We start from the raw sequence: 20,292 nt of genomic DNA, 5'->3' as shown, positions 1-20,292 counted from the left end.
CGGCAATGCCTTTGGCTCTGCACACAACGTTCAGAGGAAATCGCCGGGAAGGTCGGACAGCCTGCGAAGGACGGGCATGGGCGGGAGACTCTCGAGGAAGAGCCGCCCGTAGTGCTTGGTGGTGAGCCGGCAGTCGAACAGGACCACCAGCCCGCGGTCCGAACGGGATCGGATGAGGCGCCCGATGCCCTGCTTGAGGAGCAGCACGGCCCGCGGCACCTGATAGCGGTAGAAGGCGTTTTCCCCGGCCCGCTTCAGGACCTCCAGGCGCGCCGCCGTCACGGGATCGTCGGGGACTTCGAAGGGCAGCTTGTCGATGAGCACGCAGCTCAGGGCCTCGCCGGGCACGTCGATGCCTTCCCAAAAGGAATAGGTGGCCAGCAGCACCGAATGCAGCTCGCTCTTGAAATCCGCCAGAAGAGCCCTCTTGGGACGTTCCCCCTGGCACAGGATGGGATAGGGAAAGTCCCGGGCCGCGAGCCTTTGATGCACTTCGTGCATGTTCCGGTAGCTGGTGAAGAGAAAGAGAGCGCGGCCTCGGGTTCGTTCCAGGACGGCCCGGGCCTCCTGCGCCACGGCATCGCAGAATCTGGGATCCTGGGGGTCGGGAAAGGGCTGGGGCAGATAGAGGAGGGCCTGCCGGGAAAAGTCGAAGGGTGACGGGAAGATCTTCTCCGCGCCTTCCTGTGGCACTCCCAGGCGCTCACGGATGAAGTGGAAGCCGGGCCGCCCCTTCTGGGCCGTGGTGAGGGTGGCCGAGGTGAGGATGACGGCGCCGGTGCGCCCGAAGAGCCTTTCCGAGAGGATGGGCGCCACTTCCAGGGGGGTGGCGCGAAGGGTGAAGCTTTTTCGGACCGGAGAGGCTTCGTACCAGTAGGTCATGCGGGGATCTTCCCGCTCCGAAAGCATCTCCAGACTTCGCGACAGGGCCCCCAGGCGCCCACGGGCCATTTCCACCGCAGGCGAAAGGGAACTGTGGGCTTCCAGAAAGGCCGCCAGTTCCCGCAAAGACTCCTGCAGGTCCCCGCAGGTTTCAACAAACGGCTTTCCCAAGGCGAGGGGATCCAGGCGCACCCGGCCGCCCCTCTTCCCCGCCCCCTCCACCAGCACCTGGTGAAGATCCCACAGCTTGCGGGAAAGGTGCTCCCCGGTGCCCGCCACCCGGGATCTCAGTTCCGCGGGAGCCTTGGGGGCGGAAGCGGCCCTTTGGAGATCGCGAAGGGTTTCCACCACCTGGAAGCTGGAAAATTCCAGGCCGAAATACATAGCCGCCACGTCCTCCAGCCGGTGGGCCTCATCGAAGACGAACACATCGAAGGAGGACAGGAGGTCCCAGGCACCTTCGCCTTCCAGGGACAGAGAGGCGAAAAAGAGGTGGTGGTTGACCACCAGAAGATCCGCCCGGGCGGCTTCCAGGCGGTTTTTCTGGACGAAGCATTCCTCGTTGTGGGAGCACTGAATCCCCAGACATTGGTCTCCGGAAGCCGTCAGCTCGCTCCAGATGGGGGCGTCTTCTGGAAGGGCGTCCACTTCCGCGCGGTCTCCCGTCCGGGTCCGGGACGCCCAGGCGCGAAGCCGATGAAAGGAGGCGGCTTCCTCCCGGTTGAAGAAAGACGGTTGGTAGCTGAATTCATGGTAGCGGCGAAGGCACAGGTAATTTCTTCGGCCTTTCAGGACCTTCATGCGAAGTTTGGGGAAAAAATGCTTCTTCAGGAAAGGGATGTCGTGTTCCAGGATCTGGTCCTGCAGGGCCTTGGTGGCCGTGGAAACCACCGTTTTTTTTCCGCTGAGAAGCGCTGGCACCAGATAGGCGAAGGTCTTGCCGGTTCCGGTGCCCGCTTCGGCCAGAAGCGGCGTGGATTGGGCCATGGCCTCCCAGACGGCCTCTGCCATCCGAAGCTGGGCCGGGCGATGTTCGTACCGGTCCACCACCCGGGACAAGTGGCCGTCCCGGTCGAAAAAGGATTCCACGCTGGGGGCATTGGCCATGGAACGCCGTCAATCCTTCCAGAACAGGTCCGACTTGAAAAAGGAATCGGAAGTGGCTTCTTCCGAATCCGATTGGGTTTGGGCCGTTTCCGTGGTCCCGGGTTCCGTTCCCTCCGCAAAGGCCACATAGGCCGCCTCCGGCGGCTCCTCCGATTTGGGGCCGGCCTTTCGCTGAACCTTGGCGAAGACGATTCCCTGAGGGATGGTGAAGTTTTCCACGGGTTTTCCCTTGAGCCACGATTCCATGAAGTAGAGCCAGATGGGAGCGGCGGCCCGGCCTCCCGTTTCCTTGCGCCCCAGGGAGAGGCGATGGTCGTCGTGGCCCACCCAGGCGCCGGCCAGCGTGGAGGGCGTGTAGCCAATGAACCAGGCGTCCTTGAGGTCGTTGGTGGTGCCCGTCTTGCCCGCGGCGGGGCGCCCCAGGCGGCGCACCCCCTGGCCGGTCCCTTCCTGGATCACCCCTTGGAGGATGTGGGTTACGAGAAAGGCCGTCTGGGGGGCGATGACCGCCTCCTGCCTCGGCTGGTGCCGCTGGAGAAGGCGCCCGTCGCGATCATAGACCGCTTCCACCAGGTAGGGTTCCGAGCGCACCCCCTGATTGGCGAAGGCCGAATAGGCCGTGAGAAGCTCCCACAGGCTCAGCCCGGAAGCCCCCAGGGCCAGGGAGAGGGTGGGGGTGAGCGGCGATCGGATCCCCAGCCGGTGAGCGTAATCCACCACGTAGTCGATCCCCACCTGCTGCAGGAGCTTGATGGTGACCACGTTACGGGAGTGGATGAGGGCGTCGCGAAGCAGGATGGGCCCCCAGAAACTCCGGTCGTAGTTGGCCGGCTTCCAGGGTCCCTGCAGGCTGGGGTCGTCCTGGATGATGGGGGAATCGATGAGCACGGAGGCCGCCGTGAATCCTCGGTCCAGGGCGGCGGCGTAGATGATGGGCTTGAAGGCCGATCCCGGCTGCCGGATGGCCTGGATGGCCCGATTGAACTGACTCTTGGAAAAGTCTTTGCCGCCCACCAAGCAGTAGACCCGGCCCGATCGGGGGTCCATGGCCAGGAAGGCCCCTTCGGCGGCGGGCTCCTGGGCCAGGCGCGCGTTCCACGTGGAACCGTCCCCTTCCTCTTCCAGCCGCACCCGGATCACGTCGCCGGGCCGAAAAGCCTTCTTGCGGGACTGGAAATATCCCGCCGCCCACTTTTCCTTTTCCGGAGGCAGCAGGCGGGCCGTCCGCTCCCCGCCCAGCAACAGCCGGCACATCCCCCCGTCCGCACATTCCAGCACCACCGCCTCCACCACGGCGCCCGGTCCCAGGTTTCGGTTCTTTTCCGCCAGCTGCTGCAGGAAGGCATCCCGTTCGGGGCCCTCCACGTGGCCGTGGGGTCCGCGGTACCCGTGGCGCTTGTCCAGCTCCTCCAGGCCCTTTCGCACCGCCGCTTCCGCGGCCCGCTGGGCCTCGAGATCCAGCGTGGTGTGGATGGACAGCCCGTCCCCGTAAAGCACGTCACTTCCAAAATCCGCTTCCACCCGGCGCCGCACTTCTTCGGTGAAACTGTTCAGGACCTGCACCCGGGAGGCCTCCGGGTCAGCGAAATCCAGAGGTTCCTTCCGAGCCGCGGCGGCCTCATCCGGGCCCAGAAAGCCCACCTCCACCATGCGCTCCAGCACGTAGTGCTGTCTTTCCAGGGCCTTTTCCAGGTTCCTGAACGGGCTGAAGCGGCTGGGGGCCTTGGGCAGTCCCGCCAAAAGAGCCGCCTGGGCCACCGTGAGGTCCTCGGCGCTCTTGCCAAAATAGGTTCGGGCGGCCGCCTCCACCCCGTAGGCCCCCGATCCCAGATAGATCTGGTTGAGATAAAGATAAAGAATCTCGTCCTTGGTCATGGACCGGTCGATCCGGTAGGCCAGAATCGCTTCCTTGATCTTGCGGATGTAGGTGCGCTCGGGACTCAGGAGCAGGGACTTGACCACCTGCTGGGTGATGGTGCTCCCCCCCTGGACGATCTCCCCCGCCCTCAGGTTTTTCACCATGGCTCGGAAGATCCCCGCCAGATCCAGCCCTCCGTGTTCATAGAACCGGGCATCCTCGGCGGCGAGAAAGGCCTGGATCACGTGCCGCGGGAAGGATTCGAGAGGGCGTACATAACGCCGCTCCCTGTAGTATTCGCCGATGAGAGTGCCGTCCGCCGCATACATCCGGCTCACCACGGGAGGCCGGTATTCCTTGAGCGACTGGATGCTGGGCAACGATCGTTCCAACTGCATGTAGGAAGCCACGGCCACGAAGGCCGCCACCCCCACCGTCACGACCACCAGGGCCGCCGCGCCGACCCACCAGCCCGCCCTGGATTTGCCGCGGCTCTTCGGTCCTCCGTCCCGACCTGGATCCCTTTCCATGTAATGCATCAGCGTCCTCGTGTGGGGCGGTTCCACCCAAGACGTCAAAGGAAGTTTTCGTCAGCGGCTCCGGTTCCGCCCATTCGCATGAGCTTCCCGGCCAGGGCACCCCTTTCGGCCGGGAAGGAGTCATCCTACCGGAACGAGGCGCGAAGGAAAAGGAGCAAAAGAGGATTGAAGGATTAGAGGATTGAAGGATTAAGGGAGGGAAACAGTCGGAGCCCCGCCCCCTCCACGACTCACGACTCACGACTCACGACTCACGACTCACGACTCACGACTCACGACTCACGACTCACGCAAACAGATCCCGGTCCAGGGAACGGTACTGGATGGCTTCCAGGAGGTGATGGGAGGCGATGGAGGGGCATTGCTCCAGGTCCGCGATGGTGCGCGCCACCTTGAGGATCCGATGGTAGGCCCGTGCGCTCAGATGCAGCCGACGAAGGGCATCCTCCAGAAGCCGCTCGCCCCGCAGATCCAGTCGGCAGAACCGCTCCAACTCCCGGGGACCCATGAAGGCGTTGGCGTGGATCCCCGTGCCTGCAAACCGCTCCTGCTGGAGGCTTCGGGCAGCGCATACCCGCTCCCGTACCGCCCGGGACGGCTCCCCGCGCGATCCGTTCCGCAAGTCCTCCACGTCCACCGCGGGCACTTCCACGTGCAGGTCGATGCGGTCCAGGATGGGCCCCGAGATGCGGCTCCGGTAGCGCTGGATCTGGACGGACGAACAACAGCAGGGTCGGCGGGGTTCTCCGGCATAGCCGCATGGACAGGGGTTCATGGCGGCGGCGAGCATGAAGCGGGCCGGGTAGGTGAGGGTGATGCCGGCGCGGGCGATGGTCACCCGGCCGTCTTCCATGGGCTGGCGCAGCAGGTCCAAGATGTTGCGGCGGAATTCGGGAAATTCGTCCAGGAAGAGCACTCCGTTGTGCGCCAGACTCACCTCGCCCGGGCGCGGCACGTGCCCGCCTCCGATGAGGCCCGCGTCGGAGATGGTGTGGTGGGGATGCCGAAAGGGGCGCGCGGTCACCAGCGGACGGTCGTTGAGAAGTCCCGCCACACTGTAAATCTGGGACGTCTCCAGGGATTCTTCCAGGCTGAGCGGCGGCAGGATGGACGGGAGCCTCTGGGCCAGCATGCTCTTTCCCGACCCCGGCGGGCCCACCAGCAGGATGTTGTGGTTTCCGGCCGCCGCCACTTCCAGGGCGCGCTTGGCGTGTTCCTGACCCTTGATGTCCCGGAGATCGAGCGATTCCGGCGGGGGATCCCGAAGGAGCCCTGCTTCGACCTTTTCGTAGGGGTCCAACGTCCGATGTCCGCCCAGATGTTCCACCACCCGGGCCAGATGGTCCGCCGCGTAGATCGTCACCCCCTCCACCACCGCCGCTTCGGCGGCGTTTTCCCTCGGCACGATCATCTCCCGGCAGCCCAAAGCCCTGGCTCCCATGGCCATGGGAAGGCAGCCGGCCACGGCCTTGATCCGACCGTCCAGGGAGAGTTCCCCCACCAGGATGGGCAGGCGATCAGGGTCCAGGTCCAGCAGGCCCGATGCGGCCAGGAGTCCCACCGCCACCGGCAGATCGAATCCGGCGCCTTCCTTTTTGAGATGGGCCGGAGCCAGATTTACCGTGATGCGGTCCATGGGGAAGGGATACCCACAGTTGTGAAGGGCGCTCTTCACCCGCTCCTTGCTCTCCCGGACGATGCTGTCGGGAAGCCCCACCACGGTGAACGCCGGAAGCCCCGAGGCGATGTGGACTTCCACTTCCACCAGGAAGGCCTCGATGCCGACGACACCGAAGGTGTAGGTCTTGGCCACCATGGGTGCGGGTCCTGTTGAGAAAGAAGCTTGTCTTGTGCGGGAGATCTCTTTTAGAATCCCAATCTTCCGGAAGCGACCAAACGATCACCGGGGCGGTCCATGGGAAGCCCCCCTGGGGAAGGCGGGATCCATCGAAACCATGATCGCTTGTTATTACGATATCCTTGGCGTCTCCAGGACTGCCAGTCAAGAAGAAATCAAGGGGGCCTTCCGCCGTCTGGCCCTGCGTTGGCATCCCGACCGCAATCCCGGCTGCAGCGACGTGGCCGAGACCTTCCGGCGCATCCGCCGCGCCTACGAAATCCTGTCCGATCCCGAAAAACGAAAGCTTTACGATCGCCGGCGCGGCATCTCCCGCCCCGACAACGGCTATACGTTCCGATGGACCGAGGACGTGTGCGACGCGGTCTCGGAGGTGCTCCACGACATTCTGGGCATCCACCCCCAGGGAGCGTATCCGGAAAGGAAGGTGGACCTGCGCTTCGACCTGGAAGTGACCCTGGAGACCCTCCTGTGGGGATCGGAAGAAGAGATCCGCTTCGAGCGGGTCCGCTACTGCCCGGACTGTCGGAGTAACGGAAATTCCCGAAAGCTCGGCGAGGGACCCTGTGCCCGCTGCCGCGGGACGGGCGAAATCGTGGAAGAACAGTCCCTCACCGTCACCATCCCCCCGGGCTGCACCCACCAGAGCCGCATCCGCATTCCCGGCGTGGGCGATCAGCCCCATCCCCGGACCCGCCCGGGAGATCTGGTCATCGTCTGCCATCTGATCGAATTCCGCGATCCGTGATCCGTGATCCGTAAACCGTGATTTGGGGTTCGGGATCCGGGATCCGTAAGGTGGGATCCGCGGGCGGGGATCCACCCCGCCACTCCACAAGACGGCAGCTGAACCGACAGATTGATTCCATCCTTCGTCCGCGGTTGTTCCCGAGGAATGGAGGCCCCGCGACTGCGCCGGGGAAAGGACGATTCCAGGACAGGTGGCCGGACGCCCCGCTCGCTAGAGATCCTCGTCCTTTCGGACGTTCACCGCGGCGGGCATGGAAACCTGGGAACGCCCCGCGGCTCCCACGGCGCGCACGGCGATGTCCTGGACCTTCCCGTAGGCGGCTTCCACCTGCTGGGTCAGTTTTTCGATCTGAGCCTTTTGTGCTTCCACCAGGGATTCCAGGGAAGCGATCCTGGCCGACAGAACGTTCTTTTCTCCTTCGAAGCTCTTTTTCAGCAGGGCTTCCCGGGCCGCCGCTTCCGCCTGGATTCGCTCCGCAGCTTCCCGGACCGCCTTCTTCACCTCTTTTTCCAGTTCCTGGGGGAAGCCGGCCACCTTGGCCTCCAGGTCGTCCACGCGCTTTTCGCGCTCGGCGACCTGGGCCTCTCGGTCCTCCAGCGCCTTTTTCACGGCCGCCGTTTCCTGCTCGAATGCCGACTTTCTTTCTTCGATCTCCTTCTGCAGCCGGGCCAGCTCGTCCTGGAGGGCGTTCACCTTCTGTTCCCGCTCCCTTTTCAGGTTGTATTCATATTCTTCGCGCTCCCGGATGCGCTTCTTTTCCTCCTCGCGCTGAAGCTCCTTCAGGTGTTCGGCCATGTCCCTTTTTTGCTTTTCCCATTCGGCCCGCTTCGTGCGTATTTCCTGTTCCAGTTCTTCCCTTCGGGCCGCCATCTCCTGTTCAAACTGGGCCTTCTTTTCCCGTTGAGCCTCCAGAAGGGCCGCCAGACTGTGAGCCTCGCGTTCGATGCCGAAGATCTCCTCCAGTTCCTTCTCCTTGACTTCAATGGCCCTGCGGATCTTGGCATAGCGGGCCGTCTCTTCTTCCAGGCGGGTGGAAACGGCGTTGAGCGCCGCCACGGTTTCCATCTTGAGCTGGTTGATGGCTTCCAAAACCTTTTCCGTGGGAAGGGAATCGGCGGCGGCCACCACTTCCTGCTTTTCCCGCTTTTCCTTCTCCTCCTTGGGCTTCAGGGCCTCCCTGGACCGTTCCTCCAGGATCTTTTTCAGCTTGTTGTAAGCCTCCAGCATCTCCTTCTTCGTGTTGGCCGAAGTGATCTTGGGAAGGTCCCCTTGTACCGTCATGTATCTCTCCTTGCGGGTTGATGTGAAAGGGAACCGCCATTGAACGTCGGCGGAAATGAGCCGCGCGCAGCTCGGACATCCGTCCCGGATAGACACCACATAATCGTTGATTGATAGCCCAAAAAGCCGATCCTTTCGACCACCAAATCGTCACCGAAGCGAGACGAAACGGCAACACGCCGCCCTCACAATCCCTTGAGTCCAGAAACCCAGGCAAGCGAGGGAGACAGATGAAAGCAGACCTGCATGTCCATTCCCGATTTTCCACCCGGCCGTCCCAGTGGATCCTGCAAAAGATCGGCTGTCCGGAAAGCTTCACCGAGCCGGCCGAGGTGTATCGCATCGCAAAGGCACACGGCATGGACCTGGTCACGTTGACGGACCACAACACCATCCGGGGCGCCCTGGAGATCGCCCATCTGCCCGATGTATTCATCAGTGAGGAAATCACCACCTATTTTCCCAAAGACGGGTGCAAGGTGCATGTGCTGGCCTACGACATTTCGGAGGACCAGCACCGGGACATCCAGAAAGTAAGGGAAAACATCCATGAGCTGGTTTCCTTCCTGAACGAGCAAAACATCCTCCACGCCGTGGCCCATCCCCTCTACGGCATCAACGACAAGCTCACCGTGGAGCACTTCGAAAAGATGCTCCTGCTTTTCCAGGTCTTCGAGCTCAACGGCGCCCGAAACGACTTCCAAAACCAGGTCCTGGGCGCGGTCCTCAAACGGCTCGAAAGGGCTCACCTCTTTCGGCTGGCGGAAACGCACAGGATCCTTCCCATGGGCACCGAGCCCGAGAAGAAAGTGGTGATCGCCGGTTCGGACGACCACAGCTCCCTTAACATCGCCCGCGCCTGGACCCGGGTGTCCCAGGCGCGGGACGTGCGCTCCTTCCTGGCAGGGGTCGCCGCCGGGCACGCACAGACCGGGGGCACCCCGGCCACGCCCCTCGCCATGGCCCACAATCTCTATGCCATCGCTTACCAGTATTATCGCGAAAGGTTCCGCCTGGACCGTCACATGCACAAGGACGTGCTGTTCCGGTTTCTGGAAAAGGTCCTGGACGTGAACCGGGAAGAAACATCGGCGTCCTGGCCCTCGAGAGTCTACGACCTGGCCCGGGCCGCGCGCCGTCGATGGGGGAGCTCCACCCCGGAAGAAGAGCTTCCCCCCGTAAAGGCCTTCTGGAGAACCTCCCAGTGCCTGGTGTCCAAAGACGCGCGATTCACGGCCGTGGTCCATGCCCCCCGGAGCCCTTCCGCTTCCAAGGCGGAGAAGATCTGGCACCAATTCGTGGGCCAAGTGGCCGACTCCCTCCTGGTTCACCTGGTGGATCGAGCCGGCCGGCACCTGCGGGGCGCCAATCTGTTCGACACCTTCGGCAGCCTGGGTTCAGCCGGGGCTCTCTACAGCTTGCTGGCCCCTTACTTCGTGGCCTATTCGCACTTCACCAAGGACAAGGTCCTGGCATTGGAGATTTCCCGACGTCACCATCTTCCCAGGGGTGTCGAACCGTCCGCGGGGAGCTTCTCCGTGGTCCACTTTACGGACACGGTGCGGGACGTGAACGGGGTGGCCAAAACGCTCCTCCAGCAGCTCCACACAGCCCGGGACTTGGGGCATCGTCTGACGCTCTTCACGGCGGAGGAGACGGACCTGGAGCTGCCCGAAGGAGTGGTGAACTTCCGGCCCGTGGGCAGGTATCAACTGCCCGAATATCCGGAATTGTCCCTCAACATCCCGCCTTTCCTTCCCATTCTGGCCGCCTGCTACGAGAGGGGCTTCACGCAGATCCATTCCGCCACCCCGGGACCCATGGGCCTGGCCGCCCTGGCCGCGGCCCGCATTCTTTCCCTTCCCATCGCGGCCACCTACCACACGGCGTTTCCCCAGTACGTGAAGCGCCTGACCGGCGATGAAGGCCTGGAGGCGGCCACCTGGCACTACATGATCTGGTACTATAATCAAATGGATTACATCTATGTGCCCTCCGTCGCCACCGGTCGCGAGCTCATGCGCCACGGCCTTCCCCGGGAAAAGATCCGGACCTATCCCCGCGGAGTGGACACGGAACAATTCCATCCTCACAATGCCTCGGAGCGTTTTCGCCTGGAGCACGGATTGGACGGGAAGACGGCGGCCCTCTACGTGGGCCGCGTGTCCAAGGAAAAGGACCTGGATATCTTGTGCCGTGCCTACAGGCGGCTTCTCGCCATGCACCCGGAAACGGCCCTGGTGGTGGTGGGCGACGGCCCCTACCGTGAGCAAATGGAACGGGCCCTTCGGGGAACCCCCGCTGTCTTCACCGGTTATCTCTCCGGCAAGGACCTCTCCGAGGCCTACGCATCCTGCGACTTTTTCGTTTTTCCCAGCACCACGGACACCTTCGGCAACGCGGTTCTGGAAGCCCAGGCCTCGGCCCTTCCCGCTGTGGTGAGCGACCAGGGCGGTCCCCGGGAAAACGTGATCGATGGGACAACCGGCCTCATCTTCCGGGCCGGGGACGAAGACAGTCTGCTGCAGGCCCTGGCATGGATGAGCAGCCGTCCTGAAACGCGCCGTGAAATGGGGAGGAAAGCCCGTACCCTCATGGAAAAACGGTCTTTCAGGGAGGCCTTCCTGGCCACGTGGCGGCTCTACGAGGGAGCCTTTCGCGAAGACGGAGACGACGAGACCCCTCTGCGCAAAGCCGTGTGAGAAGAGAACGGAAAGGAGCCTCGCCATGAAGGAGAAAGGGCCATGGCTTTTTGTGCAAGGCGGCACCGACCCGGTGCGCCGCCTCCGGCTGTTCAAGCCGCTTGGGAAAATCGCCGCTTTGGATCAACTGCAAGAAGTTTATCGGTCCGTGGCAACCACCGCAGATCTGGAAGGATTCCTGGACGGTTCCCTCCGGGCCCTCCAGGTTCGGGTCCGCATGCGCGGAATGATGGACGCCGTTCCCCGTGAGGGGGCGGTGATCGTGGCGGCCAACCATCCTTTCGGGGGCCTGGAAGGGCTCATCCTGGCCCGCATCCTGCTCGGCATCCGCCCCGACGTGAAAATCTTGGCCAATTGGCTTTTGGAAAGAATCCCGGAAGTGCGGCAGCTGGTGATCGGAGTGGATCCTTTCGGACGGAAGGGATCCGCCGAAAGAAACGTCCGGCCGCTTCGTCGATGCCTGAAATGGCTGGAATCCGGAGGCGCCCTGGTGGTTTTTCCCGCGGGCACCGTTTCCCACATGCATGTGCGGCGAAGGCGCATCATGGACCCCCCGTGGAAGCCAGCCGTGGCCCGCCTGGCCTTCCGGAGCCGATGCCCCGTGGTTCCGGTCCACTTCGAAGGGCGAAACAGTCTGCTGTTTCAGCTTCTGGGGCTTGTCCACCCGGGCCTCCGCACCCTCTTGTTGCCCCGGGAGTTGCTGAACAAGAACGGGACGACGGTGTGCGTGACCGTGGGAAAACCCGTGGCGTTTCGGGATCCCCCTCCACCCGCAGAGGCGCGCCATGCGGCGGAGTACCTCCGAGCCCGAACCTATGCACTGGGCTTGGGCGGACACCCCGGCGGGCCCCCGCGCACCCGAAAGTCTTTCGGCACCCATGTCGCTCTTTCGCCGCCTCGCCCCCCGGGATCTCCCGTGGCTCCCGCCCCGCCGGTGGAGCTCCTTGAGCGGGACGTGCGGCGCTTGCCCGATGCAGATTGCCTTCTCCAGTCCGGTCCTTACAGGGTCTACTGCACCGCCGCCGAGCGGATCCCCCACGTGTTGAGGGAAATCGGGCGCTTGCGGGAAATCGCCTTCCGGAATGAGGGGGAGGGGACCGGCAGATCCATGGATCTGGACCGCTTCGATCTCTATTATCTACACCTCTTCGTCTGGCACGAGATCAACCGGGAAGTGGTGGGGGCGTACCGGATCGGAAGGGCCGATCAGATCCTCAACCAGTTCGGGGTTTCGGGCCTCTACACCCATACGCTTTTCAGGTACGGGCGGGGCATTCGCCGCCTTTTGCCGGCAAGTCTCGAACTGGGCCGATCCTTCGTGCGCCCGGAATACCAAAAGGCCTACGCACCCTTGTGGCTCTTATGGAAAGGGATCGGCCGGTATGTGGCCCGACGGCGCATCTACACGAACCTCATCGGCCCGGTGAGCATCAGCGACGACTATCACGTCCTCTCCCGCCACCTGATCCGTTCGGTGCTCCAGGCCCACTATTTCTCCAGGGAACTGGGGCGCTGGGTTCGGCCCCGGAGGCCGCCGCGCCTCCACCCTTCGCCGCCCTGGGACACCGGCCTCCTGTGCCGCGGACTGAGGAACGTCGACCTTTTCTCGGAACTGGTGGCCGACCTGGAAAACCGGAAACGATCCCTGCCGGTCCTGCTGAGGCACTACCTGAAGGTTGGCGCAACGGTGCTGGGTTTCAACGAGGACCCGCGCTTTTCCAACGCGCTGGACGCCCTGGTCTTGGTGGATCTCACCCGGATGGATCCCAAACTTCTGGAGAAAACCATGGGAAGAGAAGCGGCGCAGTCCTACCTGGCCTTCCACTCAGGAAATCACCGAACCCTTGAAGCCGCCTGATGAGACCGTCGAGGCACGGCTCTCGATCACCGCATTTCCAGCCCCCGAGCGCCGCGGAGCCGGAGTGCTGGAAAGCCTTACCCGCCCGTAGATGAACGCGCCGGCAACGGCCGTGAAGGGCGCCACGGTCACCAGACCGAAGCTTCCCACCAGGGTCTTCAGGATTTCCGAAGCCACATACACGTGGTTCATGAGGTTGAGCACCGGCACTCCCTGGGCCATGAAGGCCATCAGCAGCGTCATGTAACCGCCGGAGTAGGCCAGCAGCAGCGTGGTGGTCATGGTGCCCACCACGGCCCGGCCCACCTGAAGCCCGCTGGACAGAAGCCGGGAGAAGGAATAGTCCGGCCGGGCGCGCGCCACCTCCTCCATGGCCGCGGCCACATCCATGGCCAGGTCCATGAGGGCCCCGGAGGCCGCCACGAAAATGGCCGCCGTGAAAAGACGCGGCAGACTCAAATGGGCGTATCCCGCATACAGCATGGTTTCCGAAAAGGGAAGCACCGCCCCGTTGGTGTGAAAAAGCGGCACGAAGACCATGGCGAGGGCGCAGCTGGTGATCACCCCCAGCATGGCTCCCAGAAAGGCCGTCAAGCCGCGCCAGGTGAATCCCGCGACCATGAAGATGATCACTCCGGTAAGGAGCGACGTACCGGCCAGGGCCACGGGCACGGGGTCCCAACCTTCCAGGAAGGCGGGGATCAGGACCCTCCAGATGAAGACGGCCGAAAAGAGAAAGGACCCGACGGCCTTGGCCCCCGTCCAGCCGGCAAACAATAGGAGCAAAAGACAAAAGAGACCCAGCAGGCCGACTTCCCATCCGATGCGCCAATGGTCCTGGGCGGCGGCAAAGACGATCTCCCCTTTGGGATTCAGAGACAAGACCACCAAAGCTCGGTCGCCGGGCCGAAAGACCTTGTCGATGTCCATTCGCCCCAGCAGCTGGTTCCCGGCTTCCACCCGCCTGCCTTCGAAGGGGCCGTCTTCGATCCGGAGCGAAAGCAGCTGGGATCCCTTTCGAATCAATCCGAACTGGTAAACCTGTGAATCATCCACGGCAACGACCCGGCCGGTGCAGCGAACGGCCCGGTCGTCCACGCGATCGCCGTAGGACGACGGAAAGAAAAAACAAGCCGCCGTGAGGCAGACGATGGCGCAAAAGCCCGCCAGCCGACGTCTCCAAGGGCCGCCCATAGAAGCTCCTTTTTCCGAAGAAAGACGCGCGGAGACGGCCCCGGCCGTCTCCGCTGCCTTGCGGTGCACATGGCGCGAGGAAAAGATCAGGCCGCGTCGGCCATCTGGACCACCTTGGGCGCCAGGCCCATGACGGACATGATCTTTTTGGCCAAATCCGTGTTGTCATAATAGCCGTTGAAGAGCTCCGCCCCCACCCCGAGGGCCGACGTGGTGACGGGCGCCCCCGTGTGCTTGAACGACGTCCAGGCAAGTCCTGCGTTGTTGTCGAGCACGTGGGTGATGGTCACGGTGAGCGAGTCGTAATCCCCGTAGAGAAGGTAGGTTTGGGGATCGTCCGACTTGACCCGCTCGGCCGCCATGGACCGTTCAAAGGCCTCCCGAAGCATGGCTTCCTGGTAGGGTTTGACCATAAGCGGGTCCGTTTGGGGATCCCCGGTGAACTTCAATCCGAAATGGGCGGTGATAACGGGCTTGATCTTCTCAAAATCGCAGCGGTCGCCGCATTGCTTCCGGAACTCCTTCAACACCTGGTCGCTGAATTTCTGGAAGGACACCTTCTGGTGCTTCAGCATGTTGAATTCCGTCTCGTACTTGGTTCCGGCAAAGCCCAAGGTGAGTCCGCCGCATTCATGATCCCCCGTCACCACGATGAGCGTCTCCCGGGGATGTTTTTCGTAGAAGCGCAAAGCCACCCGCACGGCCTCGTCGAACGCCAGTGTGTCCTGGATGGCGGCCACGGCATCGTTGGCATGGCAGGCCCAGTCGATCTTGCCGCCTTCCACCATGAGGAAAAACCCCTGCGGGTTATCGAGAAGTTCCACGGCCTTTGCGGTGAATTCGGCCAGCGAGATGTCTTCGGGCCTTCGGTCGATTTCGTAGGGCAGGGCGGCACTGTCCTGGAGCCAGGGGTTGACGGCGATCACCTTGAGCCCTGGAGAAGCCTTCAGGGCCATGAAGTCCCGCCTGTTGTCCACCAGGGTGTAGCCGGCCGCACGGGCTGCCTCCCGCACGTTGCCCTGCGGCGCCTTGGACTTCTTGCCCTCGGGATCCTTGAAACCGCCGCCACCGAAGAAATCGAAACCGCTTTTCACCAAGGCCATGCCGATTTCATGGTACATGCTCCGGGATGGAACGTGGGCATAGAAGGCCGCCGGCGTGGCATGATCGATGCTCACGCTGGAAACGATGCCCACCTTCTTTCCCTGCTCTTTGGCCATCTCGGCTACGGTCTTGACAGGCCTCAGGTCGGGGTCCAGACCCACGAAGCCGATCTTGGTCTTGGTTCCCGACGCCATGGCGGTGCCCGCCGCCGCCGAATCTGTGATGAAGCGGTCGGCAGCAGCGGTGGTGGTCACCCCCTGGGCCGGAAATGTGTCCACGGTGAGGGGCTTTCCGGCATAAGCCGATGCGGCGGCACGCTGCGGAATGCCCATACCGTCTCCGATGAAGTAGAAAATGTACTTGGCCGTTTGGGAGTAGCCTTCCGCCGCCCACAGCCCGCCATGGGGCTGCAGGGCCGACAGGGCTACGAGCCCCAGAAGGACCATCGCCCTGAAGACTTTCCTTGATTTTGCCATTTCCGACCGCATCTTGCTCCTCCTTGGTCTTTTCTGATCTATCCCTGGAAATCCGCCCAAATGCAACCGCCTCTCGGACCTTTTCAAGCGGGAATCACGATGGACCGCACCGTGTGGGAAAGCGCATCGGAACCGCGCGTGCTCAGCACGTGGTAAAGCGTCATGATGGACGCCTGGGAAAAGACATAATTTCTCAGCTGATGGAACCGACGCCCCTTGAGGTCCGCCTCCGACAGGCCGTAGTCTTTCACGGCGATTCCCTTCATTTCTTCAATCACCCACTTGGCGGCCGGCACGGTCAGCACCCAGTCGTGGTCTCCCAGGTGGCAGACGAAGTTTTCCATCCGCCGCGGCAGGGGCAGCGTTTTGCCGTCTGAATCCAGCAGGTCCGCCCTCACGGGATCCTTCCCGGTGAGGGCTGCAGCGGCTTTGAGCCAGCGCACCGGCCCTTCTTCATCTTTTGGAAAGCCCGGGTGGTTGTGCGCACAGGCCTGGGCCACACACACCTCGGCAGGAAGGCCGCGATGGAGGCTTTCGGCAACGCTGTACGGGTGGTGTTCGCCGGTGCCGGCCAGTTTTCGCTCCGCGCGGGATCGGCCGTCTTCCTGCCATTGAAAAACCCATGGTTTGTGCAGATCGTGGAGCACCTGGGAAGCGATCACCACATCCCGGTCCAGCTGAAAATCGTAGACCGTCTTGTAGTGTTCATAGAGGCTGAGAGACACCATGGTGTTGAGCGCCGTGTGGGTAACGAGCCCGCCCGGGTAGGCATGATGGCTCTGGTAGCCGCTTCCCGGCGCCGCCAGGAAGGGCCATGGGGATTGACGGGGATCGTCCACGGGAGGAAGAAACTGGTCGAAGGGGATCTCATCCACCGCCCCTTCCGCCTGCAGCCGCCGGTAGACCTCTTTGCGGTCCTTTTCCGAGCTCAGTGGTTCGATAAAAGTGGGAGCCGGATTGTCCAGAATTTCGAAAACAGCCTGTCGAAGAGAGGCGTCTCGGATTTCCGAAACAGCCTGTCGAAGCGTGTTCCACGATTGCAGGACCATTTCCGATCGTTGGGCCATGTCCAGCGGGCTGAGATTCAGGCATTCTTCCAGGGTGACCGTCCTGATTTGCGCCGACGAGACCCTGGGCAGTGCCGCATGCAGTACCGCCATTCCTCCCGCCATGAGACCCAGTTGGAGAAACTTCCGTCGTTCCATGAGCACGCCGTCGTTCATATCCCTACCTCCGCAATCATGAGAACCTGGATGGGCGGGCCTCCGCCCGCTGCCAGTCTTTGAACTCCCTCGGACAGCAAAGACGGGAGCCCGAGTCCTTTTGAGTGGTTGTCCTTGGGTATCGTGTGCCGGTTACGGAAATGTGTCATGAAGGTCAAAAGAAGGTGAAAAGTGGGGACGGCTTGTGCGAAGCCCGACCGCGCATAGGACAAGTCCTTTCAGACAGCCAAAAGCTCCCGGCCGCGCAAGGTGGGCACCGCGGCCAGAAGCGATCGCGTATAATGCTCCTGCGGCGCGAGAAAGACCCTTTTCACGCTTCCTTCCGATTTCTGTTTCGTCTACTTGGGAACGACGGACCTGATCGCCCACCGGTACGGCTTCATGTCCCCGGCTTACCTGAAACAACTGGAACAGGCGGATGCCGCGGTGGGCTATCTATGGCGCACCCTTTCGGAATCGGGCCTGGATCAGCGCTACAACCTCATTGTCCAGAGCGACCACGGCGGCAGAGACCACGACCACACGACTCCCCATCCCGAAGTGCTGACCATCCCGTGGATCTGCAGTGGACCATCCAGCCGCAAGGCCTACCCGATTGAGGGGCCGGTGTCGATTTTGGATACGGCTCCCACCATCTGCCGGCTCATGGAAGTGGCCCATGAGCACCTTCCATGGGAAGGTCGACCGCTGGAACAAATCCTTGCGGTGGGCAAATCCGAGCCGGCCCAAGCTTTATGGACGACCATGTAAGCGATCGAGATAACCAACCTTACTCGTTTTCACACGATTGCCACAGGACCGTCGCAAAACCGCCATCCGAAAGAGCGAAGCTTTCGCCGAGCTCAAGCCGAACGTCTTTCGTCCAACCTTTCCGCCGTCGCTTGCTTGACGGGCGGGGCTAAATCCCGCCCCGAGCGGTCGATGAGTTCTTGCGGAGGCGGGCTTTCACCCGCCATTTAGGACTTCTGAACCCAAAAGGCCCTGCGGGGGAGTTTCATGAAAGAGGGGTTGCTTTTGGTTGGCGTGTGCCTCCTTCTCGCCGTCATGACCGTCGCCCGGATCAAACTCATTCCCGAACGCCACCCCAAGACGGATCTGATCATCGACCTGCTCAACCGGCTGGGGGCACGTCGATGAATCGATCCCTGAGCAAGCCCATGAAAATCGAGCGTGGTTTCCGCGCCAAAGGAACTCAGGCACCGGTGGCCCGAGTCAAGGGATCCGGAGGGTAGTGGCCCCCATGAGCGACCAATCGATCTACGTCCTCGACACCAATGTTCTCCTTCACGATCCCGATGCCCTCTTTTCCTTCCCCAACGCCCGGCTCGTCATTCCCCTGGCGGTCATCGAAGAGATCGACGATCAGAAGAAACGCCAGGACGAGGTGGGCCGGAACGCCCGGCTGGCATCCCGCCGTCTCGACGAGCTCCGTTCCCGGGGCCCCCTTTCCCGGGGAGTGCCCTTGCCCAACGGCGGCTCCCTGCGCATCGAGCTCAATCACCTCGACATCTCCTCCTTGCCCGCGGTTCTGGCGCCCCACAAGTACGACAACCGCATCCTCGCCCTGGCCCAGTCGCTTGCCGGGCAGGAATCCTCCCGGGTCGTGCTGGTCACGAAAGATCTGAACCTGAGGATCAAGGCGGACGTTTTGGGCATCACCACCCAGGACTATGACAGTGACAAGGTGAACTACAGCGAGCTTTACGATGGTTTCCGCACCCTTTCCGTATCGGGCTCGGAGATCAACTCCTTTTTCCGGGAGCAGGCACTGCCCGTTCCGGAAGGCGTGAACCTGCATCCCAACGAATTCGCCGTACTCAAAAATCAGGTCAACCCTTCCCAGTCGGCCCTGGCCCGCCACCGCGACGGCACGCTCACACCGCTCCGGTTCGCCGGGACCACCATTTGGGGTCTTTCCGCCAGGAACAAGGAGCAAAAACTGGCCATGGAACTGCTTCTGGACGACGCGGTTCGGGTGGTGACCTTGGTGGGCAGAGCCGGTACGGGCAAGACGCTGCTGGCTTTGGCTGCCGGATTGGAAAAGGTGGTGGAGCAGCACGCCTATCATCGCCTGCTCGTCACCCGACCCGTGGTGCCGGTCGGCAACGACCTGGGATATCTTCCGGGAAGCCGGGAAGAAAAACTTCGGCCCTGGATGCAGCCCATCCACGACAACCTGGAATTGCTTTTCCAGGACGCCGATGACCCTTCGGAACCCATTGATCATCTGCTGCAGCGGGGCGTGCTTCAAATGGAGACGTTCACCTACATCCGGGGCCGGAGCATACCCAACCAATTCATCCTTTGCGACGAAGCCCAGAACCTGACCCCGAGCATGGTGAAAACCCTCATCACGCGGGTGGGAAAGGGAACCAAGATCGTCTTCACGGGGGATCCAGACCAGATCGACCACCCCTATCTGGACGCCGGCAGCAACGGCCTCACCTATCTCGTGGAGCGGCTGAAAATGGAGCGCCTGGCGGGCCATATCACCTTGAGAAAGGGCGAGCGCTCCCGCGTCGCGGAGATGGGCGCCCTCGCCCTCTGAGGAATTGCCGGAAGGAAAGAGAAGCAAGAAGCTGAAAATCCATGGAAACCGCCTTGAAACGTCTTCATGAGAAGCCTTCCGTGCATCCCCGTGCCGTGATCCGAAGGTGCCGGCTGGGGGCATGGACCGAAGTGGGCCCGCGTAGCCGCCTGGAGGACACGGTCCTCGGCGATTACAGCTACGTGATGGAAGATTGCCAAATCGACCATGCGCGGATCGGAAAGTTCTGCACCATAGCGGCCGCCTGCCGCATCAACCCCGGCAACCACCCCTTGTGGCGGGCGGCCTTACACCACTTTACCTATCGGAGCAGCCTGTACCGGATGGCACCCGACGACGAGGATTTTTTCCAGTGGCGCCGCACCCATTCCGTTCAACTGGACCATGACGTGTGGGTGGGCCACGGCGCCGTGATTCTGCCGGGTGTGCAAATAGGAACCGGATCGGTGGTGGGAGCCGGGGCCGTGGTCACCCGGGATGTGGCGCTTTTTACGATCGTGGCCGGAGTCCCCTGGAAGGAGGCTTTTCCCATGGCTTACATCCGCACCATCCGCGATGCCGTCAAACACAAGGTGCTGAACTGGCTGGAATCGGACGCCCTCAGGCGTTGACGCATTCCGGATGGCGCCAGTCCACATCCCACATCCGCTCGGGCGCGGCGCCATCCGAGGATCTTTTCCGCCCCCCTTGCCTCGAAAGGGAAGTGCGTCTTTCCAACTCCCGTTGACAGTCGATGCAAAGGCGCGCCGTGGGTTGCACTTCCAGCCGCGCCTCCGCGATGGGATCCCCGCAATCCTCGCAATAACCGAACTCGTCCTTTGCCAGGCGATTCAAGGCCATGGTCACCTCCCGATAAAATTGGCGATACCGGTACCCAAGATTCCAGAGCGTTTCGCGTTGATGTTCCATTT

The 20,292-nt window shown here is 62.6% G+C and carries 14 protein-coding genes and 1 pseudogene; 7 read left to right on the top strand and 8 right to left on the bottom strand.

Going from position 1 to position 20,292, the window contains the following annotated elements:
• Positions 1–30 precede the first annotated feature (30 nt).
• The 3 genes from yoaA to BUB04_RS05445 form a co-directional block, all read right to left on the bottom strand.
• On the bottom strand, positions 31–1,989 hold the full coding sequence (gene yoaA, locus BUB04_RS05455; protein WP_073037723.1) for a DNA repair helicase YoaA: 1,959 nt from the start codon (positions 1,987–1,989) through the stop codon (positions 31–33).
• 9 nt (positions 1,990–1,998) lie between these two features.
• Positions 1,999–4,386, bottom strand: a complete 2,388-nt coding sequence (locus BUB04_RS05450) for a penicillin-binding protein 1A (protein ID WP_218588374.1) — start codon at positions 4,384–4,386, stop codon at positions 1,999–2,001.
• Between the two features lie 286 nt (positions 4,387–4,672).
• Positions 4,673–6,202: a YifB family Mg chelatase-like AAA ATPase gene (locus BUB04_RS05445; protein WP_073037721.1), complete on the bottom strand. Its 1,530-nt coding sequence runs from the start codon at positions 6,200–6,202 to the stop codon at positions 4,673–4,675.
• Between the two features lie 139 nt (positions 6,203–6,341).
• On the opposite strand from BUB04_RS05445, the gene BUB04_RS05440 reads away from it, so the two are divergent.
• Positions 6,342–6,992, top strand: coding sequence for a DnaJ domain-containing protein (locus BUB04_RS05440; RefSeq protein WP_178371914.1), 651 nt, complete (start codon positions 6,342–6,344; stop codon positions 6,990–6,992).
• Positions 6,993–7,205: 213 nt separating this feature from the next.
• Here BUB04_RS05440 and BUB04_RS05435 read toward each other — a convergent pair whose 3' ends face one another.
• Entirely contained in the window at positions 7,206–8,276 is a 1,071-nt protein-coding gene (locus BUB04_RS05435) for a coiled-coil domain-containing protein (RefSeq protein WP_073037717.1), read from the bottom strand.
• 230 nt (positions 8,277–8,506) lie between these two features.
• Here BUB04_RS05435 and BUB04_RS05430 point away from each other — a divergent pair, with 230 nt between their 5' ends.
• Both BUB04_RS05430 and BUB04_RS05425 read left to right on the top strand, forming a co-directional pair.
• Positions 8,507–10,978 carry a glycosyltransferase gene (locus BUB04_RS05430; RefSeq protein WP_073037716.1) on the top strand — a complete coding sequence of 824 codons (2,472 nt, stop codon included), beginning with the start codon at positions 8,507–8,509 and terminating at the stop codon, positions 10,976–10,978.
• 25 nt (positions 10,979–11,003) lie between these two features.
• Positions 11,004–12,836: a bifunctional lysophospholipid acyltransferase family protein/GNAT family N-acetyltransferase gene (locus BUB04_RS05425; protein ID WP_073037714.1), complete on the top strand. Its 1,833-nt coding sequence runs from the start codon at positions 11,004–11,006 to the stop codon at positions 12,834–12,836.
• Here the strand turns inward: BUB04_RS05425 and BUB04_RS05420 are convergent.
• The 3 genes from BUB04_RS05420 to BUB04_RS05410 form a co-directional block, all read right to left on the bottom strand.
• The gene (locus BUB04_RS05420) at positions 12,804–14,030 is read right to left on the bottom strand and encodes a YibE/F family protein (protein ID WP_073037712.1); all 1,227 of its coding nucleotides are present in this window, start codon (positions 14,028–14,030) and stop codon (positions 12,804–12,806) included. The genes BUB04_RS05425 and BUB04_RS05420 overlap by 33 nt on opposite strands.
• Positions 14,031–14,116: 86 nt before the next feature.
• Entirely contained in the window at positions 14,117–15,622 is a 1,506-nt protein-coding gene (locus tag BUB04_RS05415) for an alkaline phosphatase (RefSeq protein ID WP_218588373.1), read from the bottom strand.
• A 71-nt stretch (positions 15,623–15,693) separates the two neighbouring features.
• Positions 15,694–16,833 carry a metal-dependent phosphohydrolase gene (locus tag BUB04_RS05410; RefSeq protein WP_073037709.1) on the bottom strand — a complete coding sequence of 380 codons (1,140 nt, stop codon included), beginning with the start codon at positions 16,831–16,833 and terminating at the stop codon, positions 15,694–15,696.
• A 333-nt stretch (positions 16,834–17,166) separates the two neighbouring features.
• Between BUB04_RS05410 and BUB04_RS05405 the strand changes: the two are divergent.
• From BUB04_RS05405 to BUB04_RS05395, 4 genes and pseudogenes are all read left to right on the top strand, one after another.
• A pseudogene (locus BUB04_RS05405) lies at positions 17,167–17,583 on the top strand (alkaline phosphatase family protein); the annotation flags it as partial.
• A 246-nt stretch (positions 17,584–17,829) separates the two neighbouring features.
• On the top strand, positions 17,830–17,970 hold the full coding sequence (locus BUB04_RS19255) for a hypothetical protein (protein WP_178371913.1): 141 nt from the start codon (positions 17,830–17,832) through the stop codon (positions 17,968–17,970).
• A gap of 103 nt (positions 17,971–18,073) precedes the next feature.
• Positions 18,074–19,381, top strand: coding sequence for a PhoH family protein (locus BUB04_RS05400; RefSeq protein WP_073037872.1), 1,308 nt, complete (start codon positions 18,074–18,076; stop codon positions 19,379–19,381).
• Between the two features lie 53 nt (positions 19,382–19,434).
• Complete coding sequence (locus tag BUB04_RS05395) at positions 19,435–19,992, top strand: LbetaH domain-containing protein (protein WP_281246578.1); 558 nt, start codon at positions 19,435–19,437, stop codon at positions 19,990–19,992.
• Here BUB04_RS05395 and BUB04_RS05390 read toward each other — a convergent pair.
• Entirely contained in the window at positions 19,982–20,290 is a 309-nt protein-coding gene (locus tag BUB04_RS05390; protein ID WP_178371912.1) for a TraR/DksA family transcriptional regulator, read from the bottom strand. The genes BUB04_RS05395 and BUB04_RS05390 overlap by 11 nt on opposite strands.
• Between the last annotated feature and the right edge of the window lie 2 nt (positions 20,291–20,292).

Origin of the sequence: Desulfacinum infernum DSM 9756 (assembly GCF_900129305.1) — a bacterium.
Lineage (GTDB): Bacteria > Desulfobacterota > Syntrophobacteria > Syntrophobacterales > DSM-9756 > Desulfacinum > Desulfacinum infernum.
This window is presented reverse-complemented; position numbering and strand designations above follow the sequence as displayed.